The organism is Flavobacterium sp., from assembly GCF_036782315.1.
In the GTDB taxonomy this organism is placed as follows: domain Bacteria; phylum Bacteroidota; class Bacteroidia; order Flavobacteriales; family Flavobacteriaceae; genus Flavobacterium.
In genome coordinates this window covers 72,056-87,066 of the sequence record NZ_DAIPZK010000002.1, presented here as the reverse complement: position 1 = coordinate 87,066, position 15,011 = coordinate 72,056, and the positions used below count along the sequence as shown (strand labels likewise).

Genomic DNA, 15,011 nt, shown 5'->3' with positions numbered 1-15,011 from the left:
AAATCAAAAAAGTTAAACAAAATATTTTGTTAAAGTTCTTTCAAAAAAAACCTCAAGTACATTGCTGTAATTGAGGCTTTTTATTGAATAGTGTTATCTAAAATAACTTATGTAGTTTTTAGAGGAATTGTTTGAATTTATTTTCTAATTTAGAAATGTAATTAATCTCTTCTTCTTGAATCAAATTTTCTTTTAGTTTAAGCCATTTATCTTTTGCTAAATTTGTCAAGTTTATCCATTTTGAATCTTGTAAAATCATAATATCACTGAAATTGTTTTTTTCTGGATCATCAACAAATTCTTCTAATTTATTGTGAAAATCGATAAAAATTTCAGCTTCAATTTCTGTAATAAACCCTTCGTCTCGGAATTTTAATAATCCATTGCATAAATCTAAATCATCAAAATATTTGCAAATTGCTTCTGAATAATCACTTACGTGATTTTCAATTCCAGCATCAATCCAAACTTTTTTCTGAAACTCATAATGAGATAACTCAAAAAGACTTTCGAACCATCGTAAACGAACATTTTTTCTTAATTCGTTATCCATTTTTTAGATTTTGAAGTTTGGTTTATAATTTATACTTAGCTTTTAAATAAAAATACCTTACGATTTCTGCTCTTTGTTAAAGTAAACTAAGTAATAATACATTTGTTTTTCTTCGTCCCAACCTTTTTCAACGAATTTCTCCGCACTTTCTGGATTGATGAAATCCAATTTGATTTGGATGTTGGTGTCCAATTGAATCGTGTTTTTTAAGGTACGACGCACATCAGTAACAGCAGCATTTGCAATAGGAAAACTTGAAACATCTTCAATGCTGTATTTTGCACCTTTGTCTACTTTATAATTTTTGAATTCTGGAATGAATTCTGGATTTTGCATTACTTCGTTTAGGAAAGCCGTTTCTTCAAACTCATCATTTTTTGCAAAGTGATTGATAGCACGGTTCATGAACAATACTTCTTGTTGCTTGTCTTCGGCTGGTAAAACTACTTCTTTAGCAAACTCTTGACAGAATTTTAAGTATTTCTTTGTCATGAAGTTTTCATCTTGAAACGCATCAACTGATAAGAAATGTTCTAACCAATAACGCGCATCGTAACGGTTGCTATCTACGGTTAAAATTTTGTAACCTTCTTCTTTTTTGTAGTTGAAAATGATACAACCTTTGTCCAACTTATTCAAGTTGATTCCTTGTTGTAAAATCATTTCTAAGTTGTTTCCGTTTTCTTCAAATTGTAAGAAATCGGTTTGTACTTCACTTTTGAAAACTCCGATGGCATCTACTACATTATTATCAATAGAAACATGCGTAAAATAAGCTACATACACTTCTCCGTTTTTAATATGCGGATGATTTGATTGCTCGAAAAGGTGTTTCGTGATTTTTTTTGAAACGTTATGAATTTCGCTTGGGTTATTGAAAACTTCGGTAGCAAAATTGTACATTTCGTTATATTCTAAATCTACTTCATGAGCAAACTGAAAGTAGTTTTCCTCTTTTTCTCTAAAAGGTTTGAAGAAAAATTCCTTTAACAAAGGCATGATTTCATCATTCAATCCGTATGGATTTTCAGATAAGAAAATAGCTTCGTTTCTACTTTTGTTTCCTACTCTATGAATCGATAGGTTTTCGATATGTGCGTTAAATAAGTTGATCATTTTTTTAATGTGTCAATTAGTGAATTAGTCAATGTGTCAATTTAGTGATTAGAGAATTAGAAATTAATCTAGTGTAATAGGCTCATTGTTGTATTGGCATATTGGCACATTAGATTATTGGCACATTGCCACATTAGCACATTGGCTAATTAATTCCAGTTCTCTTCAAATCCCATGTCTTCGAAGCTGTCGTCGCCATCAAACATGTCGAAATCATCATCATCGAAATCATCTTCAAAGTCACCGTAAATATCATCATCTGATAAATCGCCTCTTAATCCGCTTTGACCTGCTTCAGCTGGTAATTCGCCATGAGAAAATAATAAAGCGGGATATGTTTCGCCTGCTTCTTTTTCTTCTTCAATTGCTGCTAATTCCACGAAGAATGTCCACATGCTAAAGAAATCATACACATAGACCATTTTAGTATTGTCTTTGTGCATTAAATCTTCAATTTTAAAATCGGCCATTGTTTTCATTTCCCCCGGAACTTCGCCAGTGTCAAACATTGGGATTTCATCTTCTTCGTTCCAAGTCCAGTCGTCTTCACAAGTAAAGAACGAACCTGTTTCTGTTCCATCAAAGCCAAAAGCGTTTACGATAGCATTGTGTAAATCTTCTAAGGTGTTGTCGCTTTCAATGGCAATATCTCTAAAAATATCTTCTTCAGCATCGAGAATAACTCGGAATTTGTAAATCATAATCTTTGAAATTTTAAGAACAGCAAAAGTAATTATTATTTACGAGAAACTTTTTTGCTTTTGCGATTTGTTGATAATATTTTATTTTAGGTCGTTGATTTTTTTTCTAGCCATTTCCTTAGATTGTTCATCACCAACCTTTTCAATTTTTTGATAATATTTTACAGCATTTTTTTTATCAGAAAGACGTTCGTAAATCAATCCGATATTACTCAGTACAATGCTATCATCTGGATTTATTTTTTCTGCTTTTAAATAAAGTTCTAATGCTTCTTTATTTTTATTTTCAATTAAAAATGTTACGCCGTAACTTGAAATTACATATAAATCGTTAGGGAAAGTATCATACATTTTTTTGGCTACTTTTTTTAAATTTTCATCAGATTCGGCTTGGAAAAGTTTGTTTTGATACCCTTGAATAGCATCAATAAAGAAATTTTCAGGGTCATCTAAAGTCTTATCATTTGACCACAACCATTTGTGCTTGATTTTATTTGAGTGATCAATTGTATTTAGTATTTGGTTACTGAATAAATCAAATTTTTCAAATTCACCTAAGGTGTGAATCTTACCAAAACGTAAATCTAGTCGATTCGGATATAGTGCAATAGCTTTATCGATAATATTTTGTGAAATGGCAAATAAAGAATCATTTTTGGAGACATAAGAATGTAGGTATCCTGATTTGTTTCCTAAAGAATCAGTTAAAACCAATGCGTCTTGATTTTTTGTAGGCTCTTCTTTTGACAATTGAAGTAATTCTTGTTGTGATTCTCTGAAATAAAAATTAAAGGCGGCTATGAAATACTCCACATCATTTTTATTGCTTTTTTCCCATTTTTCAAGAATTTCTTTGACTTCTTTCGCATTATAATCTTCATTATTGAATTTAGATTGAAATTGGTTTTTAAAATTTTGCCCAATTAATGTAATTGGTAAGATTAAAAGGAGTAAAATTACTTTGTTCATTTTTTTTAGTTTAAAATATGGATAATGAAGTTTCAGTCGTCAATCGCTCTAACGTTTCTAAGCCATAAAACGAATTTCCTTTTTTGTTTAATCTCGGACTCCAAACGGCTACGGTATAATGATTTGGGAAAACCGCAACCACGCCACCACCAACACCACTTTTTCCAGGAAGCCCAACTTTAAACGTAAATTCGCCCGCTTGGTCGTAAAATCCACACATTTGCATTAAGGCGTTCATGCGTTTGCATTTGCTGGTGGATAGGAATTTTTTATCGCTTTTTGGAATTATACCATTATTTGCAAATACTTGAAAACACTTCGCTAAATCAACGCAGGTCATTTCAATGGAGCATTGATGATAATAAAAATCTAAAACCGCTTCAGGTTCGTTTTTGATGTTGCCAAAGGATTTGATAAAGTTGACCAATGCAGCATTTCTATATCCAAAAGCTTTTTCGGATTGTGCAACATTTTCGTTGTAATTGATGTTTGGATTTTCGGTCAGTTCTCTCACGAAATCAAGAAGAAATGCTTTTGGATTTTCAAAATGGTCTAACATTAAATCGGCAATAACTAAAGCGCCAGCATTGATGAATGGATTTCTTGGAATGCCATTTTCATTTTCCAATTGCACTAGTGAATTAAACGAATTTCCTGATGGTTCATAACCAACGCGTTCCCATAACTCGTTTCCAATTTTAGAAAAGATAAGTGAAGTCGTAATTACTTTTGAAATACTTTGAATTGAAAATTTCTCCAAAGCATCGCCTTTTGTAAATACGTTTTGATGTTTGTCAACCAAAGCAATTCCGAATTTATTAGCATCAATTTTAGCCAATTCCGGAATGTAATCTGCTACTTTTCCAGTGTTTTCAATTTGGATGACTTCATTATAAATTCCGTCTAAAATATATTGGTATGCCATGTAACTAATTTTGGTAAAAGTAATTAAAAATAGATAAGGTACAATTCATCCTCAAAAAATGACAGTTCAGTTAGTTTCAATTTTATAGGAATGTTTTCTGTTACAATTTTGTTTCATCAAAATAAAATAAAATGAAAACAATTCTAACATTTTTAATCGGACTAACTTCTCTAATTTCTTTTGCACAAACTGAAATCAAAGGGCAAATTGTTGATGAACAAGGACTTCCAGTTTTAGGCGCTAATGTTTTTATTATTGGCACATATGATGGAACTACTACAGATGAAATGGGGAATTTTAGTTTTACGACAACAGTTTCGGGAAATCAGAAATTACAAATAAGTTTTTTATCTTATGAAACTTTAATTTATGATTTTGTTGTTGATAAATTTCAATCAAAAGTTTTTACAATTAAAGAGAGTTTGAACACATTAAATGTTGTGGAAGTAACCGCAGGAACTTTTAAAGCTGGCGATAATAGTAAAGCAACAGCGCTAAAGGCAATGGATATTGTAACCACAGCTGGTTCGGCGGGAAATATTATTGCAGCATTAGAAACTTTGCCTGGAACCCAAACTGTGGGAGAAAGCGGTAGATTGTTTGTTCGTGGGGGAGAAGCGGACGAAACTCAAACCTATGTTGACGGGATTCGTGCAGGACAACCATATGGAGCAAGTGCTAATAATGTACCAACAAGAGGAAGATTTTCACCTTTTTTGTTTAGTGGCATTACATTTTCAACAGGTGGTTATAGTGCTGAATTTGGCGATGCTCTATCGAGTGTTTTATTACTAAATACTATTGATGAACCTACTCAAAATCAAACAGATATTTCGATTATGACAGTGGGTGTCGGATTAGGTAAAACTAATAAATGGGAAAAAAGTTCTTTTACATTTAATACGAGTTACATCAATTTAGCACCTTATCAAAAAATTGTTCCTCAAAACTTAGATTGGAATAAACCATTTCAGTCGCTTTCAGGTGAAAGTATTTTTCGTTATAAATTTAAAAGTGGAATTTTAAAAGTTTATGGTGCTTTTGATTATTCTACATTTGATTTGAATCAGAAAGACATCAATTTTGAGGATAAAATTCGTTTTGATTTGCAAAATAACAACTTCTATTTCAACACTTCATATAGAGGATTTTTGAATGATAATTTACAGCTTCAAACCGGATTTAGTTATGGTTATGCGCAAAATAAAATTGGAATTTCAGCTGATAAAGTTGCAAACAATGAACGAACATTACATACTAAATTTAAATTAAGAAATTCATTTTCAAACCGATTTAAATTGAGTATTGGTGCCGATTTATTCCATACAAATTTTGATGAGAATTTTAATGTTTTTGGTTATGGATATCAAAATAATACTATTGCATTCTTCTCTGAAGCTGAAATCTTATTATCAAGAAAAATAGCTTTTAATCTTGGATTACGTTCTTCAAATGCTTCTATTGTTGATGAATTTACAGTTGAGCCAAGAATTTCTTTTGCTTATAAAGTAGCTGAAAATAGCCAGTTTTCATTAGCTTATGGGAATTTCAATCAGACAGCACGTCAAGATTATTTGAAATTTAATTCCAATTTAGATTACGAAACCACTTCACATTATATTTTAAATTACATGTATAATAAAGACGGAAGAATGTTTCGTGCGGAAGCTTATTTTAAAGATTATAAAAATTTAGTAAAATACGATGGAACACAAGCTAATTTTGATAGTAATTATAATAACAATGGATTTGGTTATGCCAAAGGATTGGATTTGTTTTGGAGAGATAGTAACACTATTAAAAAATTAGAATATTGGATTTCTTATTCGTTTATTGATTCTAAACGCAATTTTAGAAATTATGAATCACAAGTAACGCCTTCATTTGTGGCAAATCATAATTTTTCCATAGTAACTAAGTATTTTTTAAGTAAATGGAGATCTCAAATTAGTGCCACTTATTCTTTTAATTCAGGTAGACCTTATGACAACCCAAATGTTGCAGAGTTTATGTCTGAAAGAACAAAATCATTCAATAATTTAAGTTTGAGTTGGGCTTATTTAGTTTCTCAACAAAAGATACTTTTTTTATCTGTTACTAATTTGTTAGGAACCGAAAATGTGTTTGGATACCAATATGCTAATTCACCAGATGTTTCTGGACAATTTCAACGTCAAGCTATAACACAACCTGCTAGTCGTTTCATATTTGTGGGATTCTTTTGGACAATTAGTGACAATAAGAAAACAAACAATTTAAATAATTTGTAGGTTGAATAATGGGTGTTTGCTGACGCTAGAAATAAAAAATTATTCACTACACTACAATTCATCATTAAAAATCAACAGTTCGGTAACTATCAATTTTAAAAGAAGAAAAACTAACGGAAATTTGAATCATCAAAATAAGATAGTTCAAGCGCAAGAACAAAAACAAGATCAAAGTTAAAGTCAAAAAAAGAGCATTAATCAAAAAAAGCAAAGCGTCTCTGAGAATTTCTAATCAACGCAATAAAAATTAAAAAATCTTGGTGAAGCTCTTTGAAAAACCAATTAAAACTATAAAAATTATGAGTACAAAATTAATCACTATCATCGCAATGTTTGTCGCTTCAATTGTAACAGCACAAACACAATTTGAACAAGGAATGGGTAAAGCCCTACAAACTTGGAAAGATGGAAATTCCAAAGATGCGGTTGCTCAATTAGAGCGAATAGCTTTAGTTGAAAAAACAAATTGGTTACCAAATTACTACGTTGCTTTCATTACTACAACGCAAGCATTTGGTGAAAAAGACAAAACGAAAATGGAATCTTTATTAAAAACAGCTCAAAAAGCGCAAGATGTTTGTAACGAATTAGCTAAAGATCATCCAGAAGTTTTAGTGCTACAAGCTATGATTCACACTGCTTGGATTGTTTATGATCCTATGACAAATGGGCAAAGATTGTCAGGAGATGTACTTTATATTTTAAATAAAGCATACAAAATTGCTCCCGAAAATCCGAGAGTGGTGTTTCAAAAAGCCTCATTTGAAAAAGGTATGGCACAATATTTTGGTCAAGATACACAACCTATGTGTGTTCAAATTGAAAAATCTATCGAACTTTTTGCTACTTTTAAACCTGAATCGGCTTTTCATCCAAGTTGGGGATTAGATAGAGCAAATGATGAATTAAAAAAATGTAAATAAAATCAATTATGATTGATAAACTAATAAAACAATTTCCGAGAGCTACTTTTATAATGTTAATAGTGTTTATAGTCTTACTCATTATAAGAGTACTTTCGGGAGGTTCTGTTGCATTAAATCAAGGACTAGCTTGGCAGTTTTTCTATACCATGCTTTACGGTTATGCACTTTATTATGCGAATGCAGTTGTTTTTGTAAAGTTAGATGATGTTTATCAAGCAGATAGATTTTCAAGAAATAGAATAATTACAGGTTTTGTTCTTTCTTTTATTGTTTCAGTATTAGTAATCTTTTTACTCAGAATTGTTGAAGACGTACTTATCGAAGGACAAACTATTCAAGCGTTTTTAGCAAATGAAAAACCTTCTAATTACATAATTTCAATTGTCATAACATTTGTTATAACATTAGCAATTCATGCTTTTTATTTTTACAAAGCCTATCAGGAAAATAAACTAAAAGAGCAAAAAATTATTGCAGGAACGGCTTCGGCACAGTTTGAAAGTTTAAAAAATCAAATCGATCCACATTTTCTTTTTAATAGTTTGAATGTGTTAAGTTCTTTAATTGAAGAAAATCCAGAAAGTGCTCAAAAATTTACAACTTCGCTATCCAAGATTTATCGTTATGTTTTGGAGCAAAAAGATAAAGAATTGGTTTCCGTGGCAGAAGAATTACAATTTGCCAAAACCTACATGAATTTACTAAAAATGCGATTTGAAAATAGCATTACATTTGAAATGCCAGAAGGTTTCGATAACGAAGAAGCAAAAGTGGTTCCACTATCATTACAATTATTGTTGGAAAATTGTATTAAGCATAACGTAGTTAGCGAAGCAAAACCACTACACATCAAAATTAGTATTGAAAATAATCAGTTAGTTGTGTCTAACAATCTTCAAAAGAAAGAAGTGTTATCTGACCGAAAAGGTGTAGGATTACAAAATATTGTCAATCGCTACGGCATATTAACCAATAGAAAAGTATTGGTAGAAGAAAACGAAAAAGAATTCAAGGTATTACTACCGATTTTAACCAAACAAATAAGTGTTATGGAAACAACATATAATTATAACGAACAAACGGCTTATGACAGAGCTTCAAGAAGAGTCAAAGAAATAAAAGAGTTTTACGGAAGTTTAATTTCTTATTGCATCGTAATTCCGGTTTTAGTGTTTATCAATTTTAGAACTTTTTCCGGATTTCAATGGTTTTGGTTTCCGATGTTAGGTTGGGGAATGGGATTAGTTTTTCACGCTTTCCGAGTTTTTGGTTACGGAAGTTCTTGGGAAGAGCGTAAAATCCAGGAAATTTTGAAAAAAGGTCAAGAGAAAAACAACAAATGGGAATAATTAAATTTTAAAAATAAGCAATCATGAGTTTACAAGATAGAATTCATAGTGGTATGGATAAAGAAGCGTTTAAAAATTTTGTTCCATCCAATGCCGAAGAAGCAAGATATTATCAAGCGGTTAAAAGAGTAAAGAAAATAAAAGGGTTTTATACGCACGCAGTCGTTTATGTGGTTATCAATATAATGATTGTGATTATTAATATTCAAAATTTAAAAGAAGGCGAAAGTTATTTTCAAGCACATAATTTCTTCACCGCTTTCTTTTGGGGATTAGGATTGTTAGCACACGGATTGTCAGTATTTTTACCTGATTTCCTCATGGGACAAAACTGGGAAGAACGTAAGATTAAAGAATTTATGGAGAAAGAAAAAGCGAATAAATGGGAATGATTAGTCGCAGTTTTCAATAACAGTTAACAGACAACAAAAGAACCAGAAATTTAAAACCTGAAAAAAAACAATGAATATAATAATTATCGAAGACGAAAAACCAGCCGCACGATTGTTACAACGCAAGGTGGAGAAATTAGGTTTGCAAGTAAATACGATGTTGCATTCAGTGGAAGAAGCTATTTCATGGTTTCAAAATAATCCACATCCTGATTTGATTTTTTTAGACATTCAATTGTCTGATGGTTTGTCGTTTGAGATATTTGAACAAATTGACATCAAAAGTGCCGTGATTTTCACAACCGCTTATGATGAATACGCATTACGAGCTTTCAAGTTAAATAGTATTGATTATTTATTGAAACCAATAGATGAGGAAGAACTTTCAATTGCGATTACAAAATTCAAAACTCAATTTCAATCCCGAAACTTCGGTACAATTTCAAGTTTAGATTTTGAAGCGATTAAGCGTATGTTAGTCAACCCAGTGGAAAAGGAATACAAAAAGCGTTTTTCAGTGAAAATTGGGCAACAGTTAAAAGTTATTTCTATTGATGAAGTCGAATGTTTTTACAGCGAAAACAAAGGAACTTATATTCATACTTTAGACAATAGAGATTATCTAATTGATTCTACTTTAGAAGTTGTGGAAACCGAAATCAATCCAAAAGACTTTTATCGCATAAGCCGAAAATTTATTATTCCATTGAAAGCAGTAAAGGAAATTCAAGTATATTCCAATTCAAGATTAAAAATTATTCTCCCAACGTACAAAGAAGATGAGGTTATTGTAGCAAGAGAACGTGTTGGCGATTTTAAAGAGTGGATCGGTTGATAAAGAATTGTTAATTAACAACAAACAAAATGAATATCTCACTATTTTTGATAAAAAAGTAGATGAGATATTTCCGTTTAATAGCGCTTTTCCTTTTCTTTTTGAGTTTTTCTGCAAAAGCTCAAAACTTAATTACGTTTCAAAACTTTGACGAATTGAATAGTTACATTCAAAATAATTCCGAGAAACCTTTGGTGATTAATTTTTGGGCCACTTGGTGTGCTCCTTGTGTAAAGGAATTGCCGTATTTTCAAAAATTACATCAAGAAAATCCAAATGTAAAAGTCGTAACGGTAAGTTTAGATTTCGAAAAACAAGTCGAAAGTAAATTGAAACCGTTTTTGAAAAAGAAGAATTACACTTTTGTAACAACTTACATGGCGGATAAAAAATTCAACAATTGGATTTCAAAAGTCGATGGAAATTGGTCAGGTTCTATTCCTGCTACTTGGATAATCAATGGAAATAAAGGCATTTTTGTAGAACAAGAATTTGCTTCGTTTGAAGAATTAAATCAGTTTGTAAATGAATCACTAACCAAATTAAATTAATACTATGAAGAGAATTGGATTTTTTGCCTTATTAATGGGCGTCTTAATGAGCTTTACGAATCCTACAGGATATAAAGTAGGAGATAAGGCTACTGATTTCAAATTAAAATCGGTTGACAATAAAATGTATAGTATGGCAGATTACAAAGATGCTAAAGGATTTATCGTAGTGTTTACCTGTAATCATTGTCCGTTTGCTGTAAAATATGAAGATCGAATTATCGATTTAGCTAAGAAATACAAATCAAAAGGTTATGTTCTGTTAGCAATTAACCCAAATGATCCTGCAGCGCAACCAGAAGATAGTTTTGAATTGATGCAAAAAAGAGCCAAAGAGAAGAAGTTTACGTTCCCTTATTTGTTTGATGAAGGTCAGAAAATTTATCCGCAATATGGAGCAACAAAAACACCACACGTATTTTTATTAGACAAAAATTTAGTAGTGAAATACATTGGTGCAATCGATGATAATGTTGAAGATGCTTCTCAGGTGAAAGAAAAATATTTAGAAAACGCTATTGCAGCTTTGGAAAAAGGTGAAGAACCAACTCCAAATACAACTAAAGCAATTGGTTGTACTATTAAGGTTAAAAAGTAATAAAAAAGGCGAAACATTTGTTTCGCCTTTTTTAATCTCTTAAAAGCTCATCATTACAATAATCATTGTAAAAAGTTACTATTTCTGGAATATTTGCCGATGTGAAAGTCTTATTGTTTATTTTTTCTATTAATTCTGGACAATCTGAAAAATATCGGATAGCTCTTCTTTTAAAACTAAAAACTATATCAGTTGCAACATCTTCGTTTGGTCTTTTAATAAAATATTCTACTTGGAATCCAGTTTTGTAAACAGGTGCAGGAAATGCGTTTGGGTTATTAGGAAAATTTATATCTGGAAGATAAATTTTAGTTACAATTTCAGAAAAAGCATATAAGTTAACATTTCCTTCCTCTAAAAGTTCCATTATTTTAGGTTTATTGTATTTGTCTTATTTTACATATTCATATTTCTCAATAAAACCATAACCTACAAAATGAATTGCTCTTACAGATAAATAATCCCATTCGGAAAGTTTATCATTTTGTTCTAATTTGAAATAGATTTTGTTTTTTCGTACTTCTCCAAAACCTTCCAAAGAAGTAGAATCATTAAAGAAAATAATAATTTCTCTATGTTGAGCTTTCAATGTATTTAAACAGAAAAGAATAAAAAATAGAAGAATCGTTCGTTTCATTACTTACTAAATCTATGTAACGTAAACGTCATCGCTGTTAATAAAAAGAATGCCATAATTTGATGTGCTAATCCTAACCATAGCGGAACGTAGAATAATAAGGTGAAAACTCCTAAAATAAATTGAATAAACACAAAAACTAAAAGTGTTTTTATACCATTATCTTGTGTTTTGTCTAATGTAATTTTTCTACTTTTTATAAATAAGAAAACAATCATTCCAACCACAACATAAGCAAAAGTTCGGTGAATGAATTGTACACCACTTTTTCCTTCTGTAAATGATAACAATAAATTTGATTGTTCTAATTGAATACTTTCATGGAAGAATTGTCCATCACTCATTAAAGGCCAATGATTGTGAATTAATCCAGCATTTAAACCTGCCACAAATCCGCCATAAATAATTTGGATGATTAAAACTACTAAAGCTATACGAGCAATTTTTCGTAATTCTAAAACGGGTAATTTTCGTTCTGGATAAATTAAATCTAAGGCAACCCAAAGGGTATAAGCAAACGTAATAAAAGCAAAAGTTAAGTGAATCGCTAATCTAAAGTGACTCACATCGGGCATATCTTTTAAACCGCTGGCTACCATGAACCAACCTAAAAATCCTTGAAAAGCACCCATTCCTAAAAGGATGAAACACTTTTTAATGGTCTCGTTATCTAATTGTTTTTTGATTAGAAAATAAACGAATGGAATAATGAAAACGACACCAATAATACGGCCAATAAAACGGTGAAACCATTCCCAAAAGAAAATGAATTTGTAATCGTCTAATTGAAAATCTTTGTATTGATTTACTTTTTGATATTCTGGAAATTTCTTGTATTCTTCAAAGGCTTCCACCCATTTTTCTTCGCTCATTGGTGGAAAAGTGTCATTAATCAAATGCCAATCGGTCATGGATAAACCAGAGTTGGTTAAACGGGTAATTCCGCCCACGGTTACCATGATAAAAAGCAAAACACATCCTGAAAGTAGCCAGTAAATAACTGATTTGTTTGTTTTCATTTTTTTGTGATATTCAAAAAGCACTTCAAATTTACATAATGCGCATTTGAAAAGTGCTTTAACAGATTATAATTTTTATACTTTTTTCAATCCCATTTTTGAAGCTTTGTTCAAGACGAAATCTTTTGCGGCTTCGTATTCATTCGGAATTTCGCCTTCTAAAATTGCTTCTTTGACAGCTTCTTTTAAAACTCCAATTTCTCTACAAGGTTTTAAACCAAATAATTCCATAATTTCTTCACCTGAAATAGGAGGTTGGAAAACACGAACTCGGTCTTTTTCTTCCACTTCCACAATTTTTTCTTTTACAATGTCAAAATTCTTATGGTATTTCTGGAATTTCTTTGGATTTTTAGTCGTAATATCCGCTTTACACAAGGTCATCAAACTATCGATATCTTCACCTGCATCAAAAACCAAACGACGAACGGCACTATCTGTAACAATATCTTCAGCAATAACAATAGGTCGCGAACTCATGGTTACCATTTTTTGCACGAATTTCATCTTGTGATTCAATGGCATGTGTAAACGTTCAAATATTTTTTTGACCATTTTTCCACCCAAAAATTCATGTCCGTGAAACGTCCAACCTTGTTTTTTGTTGAATCTTTTAGTTGGTGCTTTACCAATATCGTGTAATAATGCAGCCCATCGCAACCAAACGTCATCGGTATTGGGACAAATATTATCCACCACTTCTAAAGTGTGATAAAAATTGTTTTTATGCGTATGACCTTCAACTTCTTCGACATTATTTAAAGCTGTTAATTCTGGTAAAATAATATCTAATAAGCCGGTTTGATATAAATGTAAAAATCCTATAGAAGGTTTATCTGAAGCTAAAATTTTGTGCAATTCATCAACAATTCGTTCGCCTGAAATAATATTGATTCTATCTTTATTTTTCGAAATTGCTTCTAAAGATTCTGATTCTATTTCGAAATTCAATTGCGAAGCAAAACGAATCGCACGCATCATTCGCAACGGATCATCTGAATAGGTAATATCGGGATTTAAAGGTGTTTTGATGATTTTGTTTTTTAAATCTTCCACACCATTAAAAGGGTCAACTAAATCACCAAAATTTTCAGAATTTAGGGAAAAAGCCAAAGCATTTATAGTGAAATCTCTTCGCTCTTGATCGTCTTTTAACGTACCATTTTCAACCAAAGGATTTCGACTATCGTGTGTATACGATTCTTTTCTAGCTCCAACAAACTCCACATCAATGTCATCGTAGCGCAACATCGCGGTTCCATAATTTTTAAAAACTTGGACTTTTGGATGAAATGGAATCAATTCGGAAACTTTCAAAGCTAGTTCAATTCCGCTACCTACAGCAACGATATCGATGTCTTTTTTGTGGTCTCTATTGAGTAAAATATCGCGAACAAAACCACCAATCACATAGCATTCCAAGTTAAGTTCTTGGGCTGCTTGTGAAATGATTTTGAATATGTTATGTTCTAAATGTTGTTTGTAATTCATTTTCCTAATTCGTCAATTTGACAATTCGTCAATGTGCCAATTAATTATCAAACAACATCATTGGCTAATTGACAAATCGAAATATTGGCACATTTTACTTGCGAATCACTTTTACTTGGCTATCTAAACCTAATTTAATAATCGTAGAAGGATTTTTGCAAACTTTATCGTGGTGCAAATTTACTACATAGTCGACACCTTTTATAATTTCGGGACTAATTTCTTTGAAAGTTTTTGGAGTGGGTTCTCCAGAAATATTGGCAGATGTAGAAACTAAGGGTTTTTTCATACGTTCCATTAGTTTAAAGCAGAAGGGTTCAGTTACAATTCTTACACCTAATGTATTATCATCTGCAACAATATTTTTAGCAACATTTCTAGGATTATCTAAAATTAAAGTCGTTGGTTTTTCAGATAAATCCAAAATTTGCCAAGCTACATCAGGAATTTCTTTGAATACGTTGTACATCATGCGTTCGCCATTCATTAAAACAATCATGCTTTTGGTTTCTTCGCGTTGTTTCAAAGCATAAATTTTTTTTACGGCTTCTTCATTAGTAGCATCGCAACCAATTCCCCAAACGGTATCAGTTGGATACAAGATAATGCCACCATTTTTAATTACTTCGAAAGCGTTGTGTACTTCTGTGTTGATGTCCATTTTAGTATTGGAATATAT

Annotated in this window: 17 protein-coding genes; 7 read left to right on the top strand and 10 right to left on the bottom strand. The window is 31.3% G+C overall.

What is annotated here, in order from left to right; all coding sequences use genetic code 11:
* Positions 1-118: 118 nt before the first annotated feature.
* From V7P59_RS02230 to V7P59_RS02210, 5 genes are all read right to left on the bottom strand, one after another.
* Positions 119-553: a hypothetical protein gene (locus V7P59_RS02230; RefSeq protein WP_333808257.1), complete on the bottom strand. Its 435-nt coding sequence runs from the start codon at positions 551-553 to the stop codon at positions 119-121.
* 57 nt (positions 554-610) lie between these two features.
* Complete coding sequence (locus tag V7P59_RS02225) at positions 611-1,669, bottom strand: nucleoid-associated protein (RefSeq protein ID WP_291110598.1); 1,059 nt, start codon at positions 1,667-1,669, stop codon at positions 611-613.
* Positions 1,670-1,818: 149 nt separating this feature from the next.
* A complete protein-coding gene (locus tag V7P59_RS02220; protein WP_333808254.1) occupies positions 1,819-2,370 on the bottom strand; it encodes an IS1096 element passenger TnpR family protein in 552 nt (183 codons plus the stop codon).
* A gap of 81 nt (positions 2,371-2,451) precedes the next feature.
* Complete coding sequence (locus V7P59_RS02215) at positions 2,452-3,339, bottom strand: tetratricopeptide repeat protein (protein ID WP_333808253.1); 888 nt, start codon at positions 3,337-3,339, stop codon at positions 2,452-2,454.
* A 10-nt stretch (positions 3,340-3,349) separates the two neighbouring features.
* The gene (locus tag V7P59_RS02210) at positions 3,350-4,264 is read right to left on the bottom strand and encodes a glutaminase (protein WP_333808251.1); all 915 of its coding nucleotides are present in this window, start codon (positions 4,262-4,264) and stop codon (positions 3,350-3,352) included.
* A gap of 131 nt (positions 4,265-4,395) precedes the next feature.
* Between V7P59_RS02210 and V7P59_RS02205 the strand changes: the two genes are divergently transcribed.
* The 7 genes from V7P59_RS02205 (at position 4,396) to V7P59_RS02175 (ending at position 11,185) form a co-directional block, all read left to right on the top strand.
* Entirely contained in the window at positions 4,396-6,534 is a 2,139-nt protein-coding gene (locus tag V7P59_RS02205) for a TonB-dependent receptor (protein WP_333808249.1), read from the top strand.
* A 299-nt stretch (positions 6,535-6,833) separates the two neighbouring features.
* The gene (locus tag V7P59_RS02200) at positions 6,834-7,457 is read left to right on the top strand and encodes a hypothetical protein (protein ID WP_333808247.1); all 624 of its coding nucleotides are present in this window, start codon (positions 6,834-6,836) and stop codon (positions 7,455-7,457) included.
* Between the two features lie 8 nt (positions 7,458-7,465).
* The gene (locus tag V7P59_RS02195) at positions 7,466-8,809 is read left to right on the top strand and encodes a 2TM domain-containing protein (RefSeq protein ID WP_333808245.1); all 1,344 of its coding nucleotides are present in this window, start codon (positions 7,466-7,468) and stop codon (positions 8,807-8,809) included.
* 23 nt (positions 8,810-8,832) lie between these two features.
* The gene (locus V7P59_RS02190; protein ID WP_333808243.1) at positions 8,833-9,201 is read left to right on the top strand and encodes a 2TM domain-containing protein; all 369 of its coding nucleotides are present in this window, start codon (positions 8,833-8,835) and stop codon (positions 9,199-9,201) included.
* Positions 9,202-9,271: 70 nt separating this feature from the next.
* A complete protein-coding gene (locus tag V7P59_RS02185) occupies positions 9,272-10,036 on the top strand; it encodes a LytR/AlgR family response regulator transcription factor (RefSeq protein ID WP_333808241.1) in 765 nt (254 codons plus the stop codon).
* Between the two features lie 62 nt (positions 10,037-10,098).
* Entirely contained in the window at positions 10,099-10,587 is a 489-nt protein-coding gene (locus tag V7P59_RS02180) for a TlpA family protein disulfide reductase (RefSeq protein WP_333808238.1), read from the top strand.
* Positions 10,588-10,591: 4 nt separating this feature from the next.
* Positions 10,592-11,185 carry a thioredoxin family protein gene (locus V7P59_RS02175; RefSeq protein WP_333808236.1) on the top strand — a complete coding sequence of 198 codons (594 nt, stop codon included), beginning with the start codon at positions 10,592-10,594 and terminating at the stop codon, positions 11,183-11,185.
* A 31-nt stretch (positions 11,186-11,216) separates the two neighbouring features.
* Here V7P59_RS02175 and V7P59_RS02170 read toward each other — a convergent pair whose 3' ends face one another.
* The 5 genes from V7P59_RS02170 to V7P59_RS02150 all read right to left on the bottom strand — a co-directional run bounded on the left by V7P59_RS02170 (position 11,217) and on the right by V7P59_RS02150 (position 14,993).
* Positions 11,217-11,552, bottom strand: coding sequence for a hypothetical protein (locus tag V7P59_RS02170; RefSeq protein ID WP_333808235.1), 336 nt, complete (start codon positions 11,550-11,552; stop codon positions 11,217-11,219).
* Between the two features lie 24 nt (positions 11,553-11,576).
* Positions 11,577-11,774, bottom strand: coding sequence for a hypothetical protein (locus tag V7P59_RS02165; protein WP_333808233.1), 198 nt, complete (start codon positions 11,772-11,774; stop codon positions 11,577-11,579).
* A 47-nt stretch (positions 11,775-11,821) separates the two neighbouring features.
* Positions 11,822-12,841 carry a COX15/CtaA family protein gene (locus V7P59_RS02160; protein WP_333808231.1) on the bottom strand — a complete coding sequence of 340 codons (1,020 nt, stop codon included), beginning with the start codon at positions 12,839-12,841 and terminating at the stop codon, positions 11,822-11,824.
* Positions 12,842-12,916: 75 nt separating this feature from the next.
* On the bottom strand, positions 12,917-14,332 hold the full coding sequence (locus V7P59_RS02155) for a CCA tRNA nucleotidyltransferase (RefSeq protein WP_333808229.1): 1,416 nt from the start codon (positions 14,330-14,332) through the stop codon (positions 12,917-12,919).
* 94 nt (positions 14,333-14,426) lie between these two features.
* Complete coding sequence (locus tag V7P59_RS02150; RefSeq protein ID WP_333808227.1) at positions 14,427-14,993, bottom strand: L-threonylcarbamoyladenylate synthase; 567 nt, start codon at positions 14,991-14,993, stop codon at positions 14,427-14,429.
* Between the last annotated feature and the right edge of the window lie 18 nt (positions 14,994-15,011).

What these genes read in the sequence shown, in the direction of transcription:
- V7P59_RS02215 (WP_333808253.1), bottom strand. Translation starts at nt 3,339, where the DNA reads ATGAACAAAGTAATTTTACTCCTTTTAATCTTACCAATTACATTAATT.
- V7P59_RS02230 (WP_333808257.1), bottom strand. Translation starts at nt 553, where the DNA reads ATGGATAACGAATTAAGAAAAAATGTTCGTTTACGATGGTTCGAAAGT.
- V7P59_RS02195 (WP_333808245.1), top strand. Translation starts at nt 7,466, where the DNA reads ATGATTGATAAACTAATAAAACAATTTCCGAGAGCTACTTTTATAATG.
- V7P59_RS02210 (WP_333808251.1), bottom strand. Translation starts at nt 4,264, where the DNA reads ATGGCATACCAATATATTTTAGACGGAATTTATAATGAAGTCATCCAA.
- V7P59_RS02190 (WP_333808243.1), top strand. Translation starts at nt 8,833, where the DNA reads ATGAGTTTACAAGATAGAATTCATAGTGGTATGGATAAAGAAGCGTTT.
- V7P59_RS02200 (WP_333808247.1), top strand. Translation starts at nt 6,834, where the DNA reads ATGAGTACAAAATTAATCACTATCATCGCAATGTTTGTCGCTTCAATT.
- V7P59_RS02150 (WP_333808227.1), bottom strand. Translation starts at nt 14,993, where the DNA reads ATGGACATCAACACAGAAGTACACAACGCTTTCGAAGTAATTAAAAAT.
- V7P59_RS02175 (WP_333808236.1), top strand. Translation starts at nt 10,592, where the DNA reads ATGAAGAGAATTGGATTTTTTGCCTTATTAATGGGCGTCTTAATGAGC.
- V7P59_RS02160 (WP_333808231.1), bottom strand. Translation starts at nt 12,841, where the DNA reads ATGAAAACAAACAAATCAGTTATTTACTGGCTACTTTCAGGATGTGTT.
- V7P59_RS02185 (WP_333808241.1), top strand. Translation starts at nt 9,272, where the DNA reads ATGAATATAATAATTATCGAAGACGAAAAACCAGCCGCACGATTGTTA.
- V7P59_RS02225 (WP_291110598.1), bottom strand. Translation starts at nt 1,669, where the DNA reads ATGATCAACTTATTTAACGCACATATCGAAAACCTATCGATTCATAGA.
- V7P59_RS02220 (WP_333808254.1), bottom strand. Translation starts at nt 2,370, where the DNA reads ATGATTTACAAATTCCGAGTTATTCTCGATGCTGAAGAAGATATTTTT.
- V7P59_RS02155 (WP_333808229.1), bottom strand. Translation starts at nt 14,332, where the DNA reads ATGAATTACAAACAACATTTAGAACATAACATATTCAAAATCATTTCA.
- V7P59_RS02180 (WP_333808238.1), top strand. Translation starts at nt 10,099, where the DNA reads ATGAGATATTTCCGTTTAATAGCGCTTTTCCTTTTCTTTTTGAGTTTT.
- V7P59_RS02170 (WP_333808235.1), bottom strand. Translation starts at nt 11,552, where the DNA reads ATGGAACTTTTAGAGGAAGGAAATGTTAACTTATATGCTTTTTCTGAA.
- V7P59_RS02205 (WP_333808249.1), top strand. Translation starts at nt 4,396, where the DNA reads ATGAAAACAATTCTAACATTTTTAATCGGACTAACTTCTCTAATTTCT.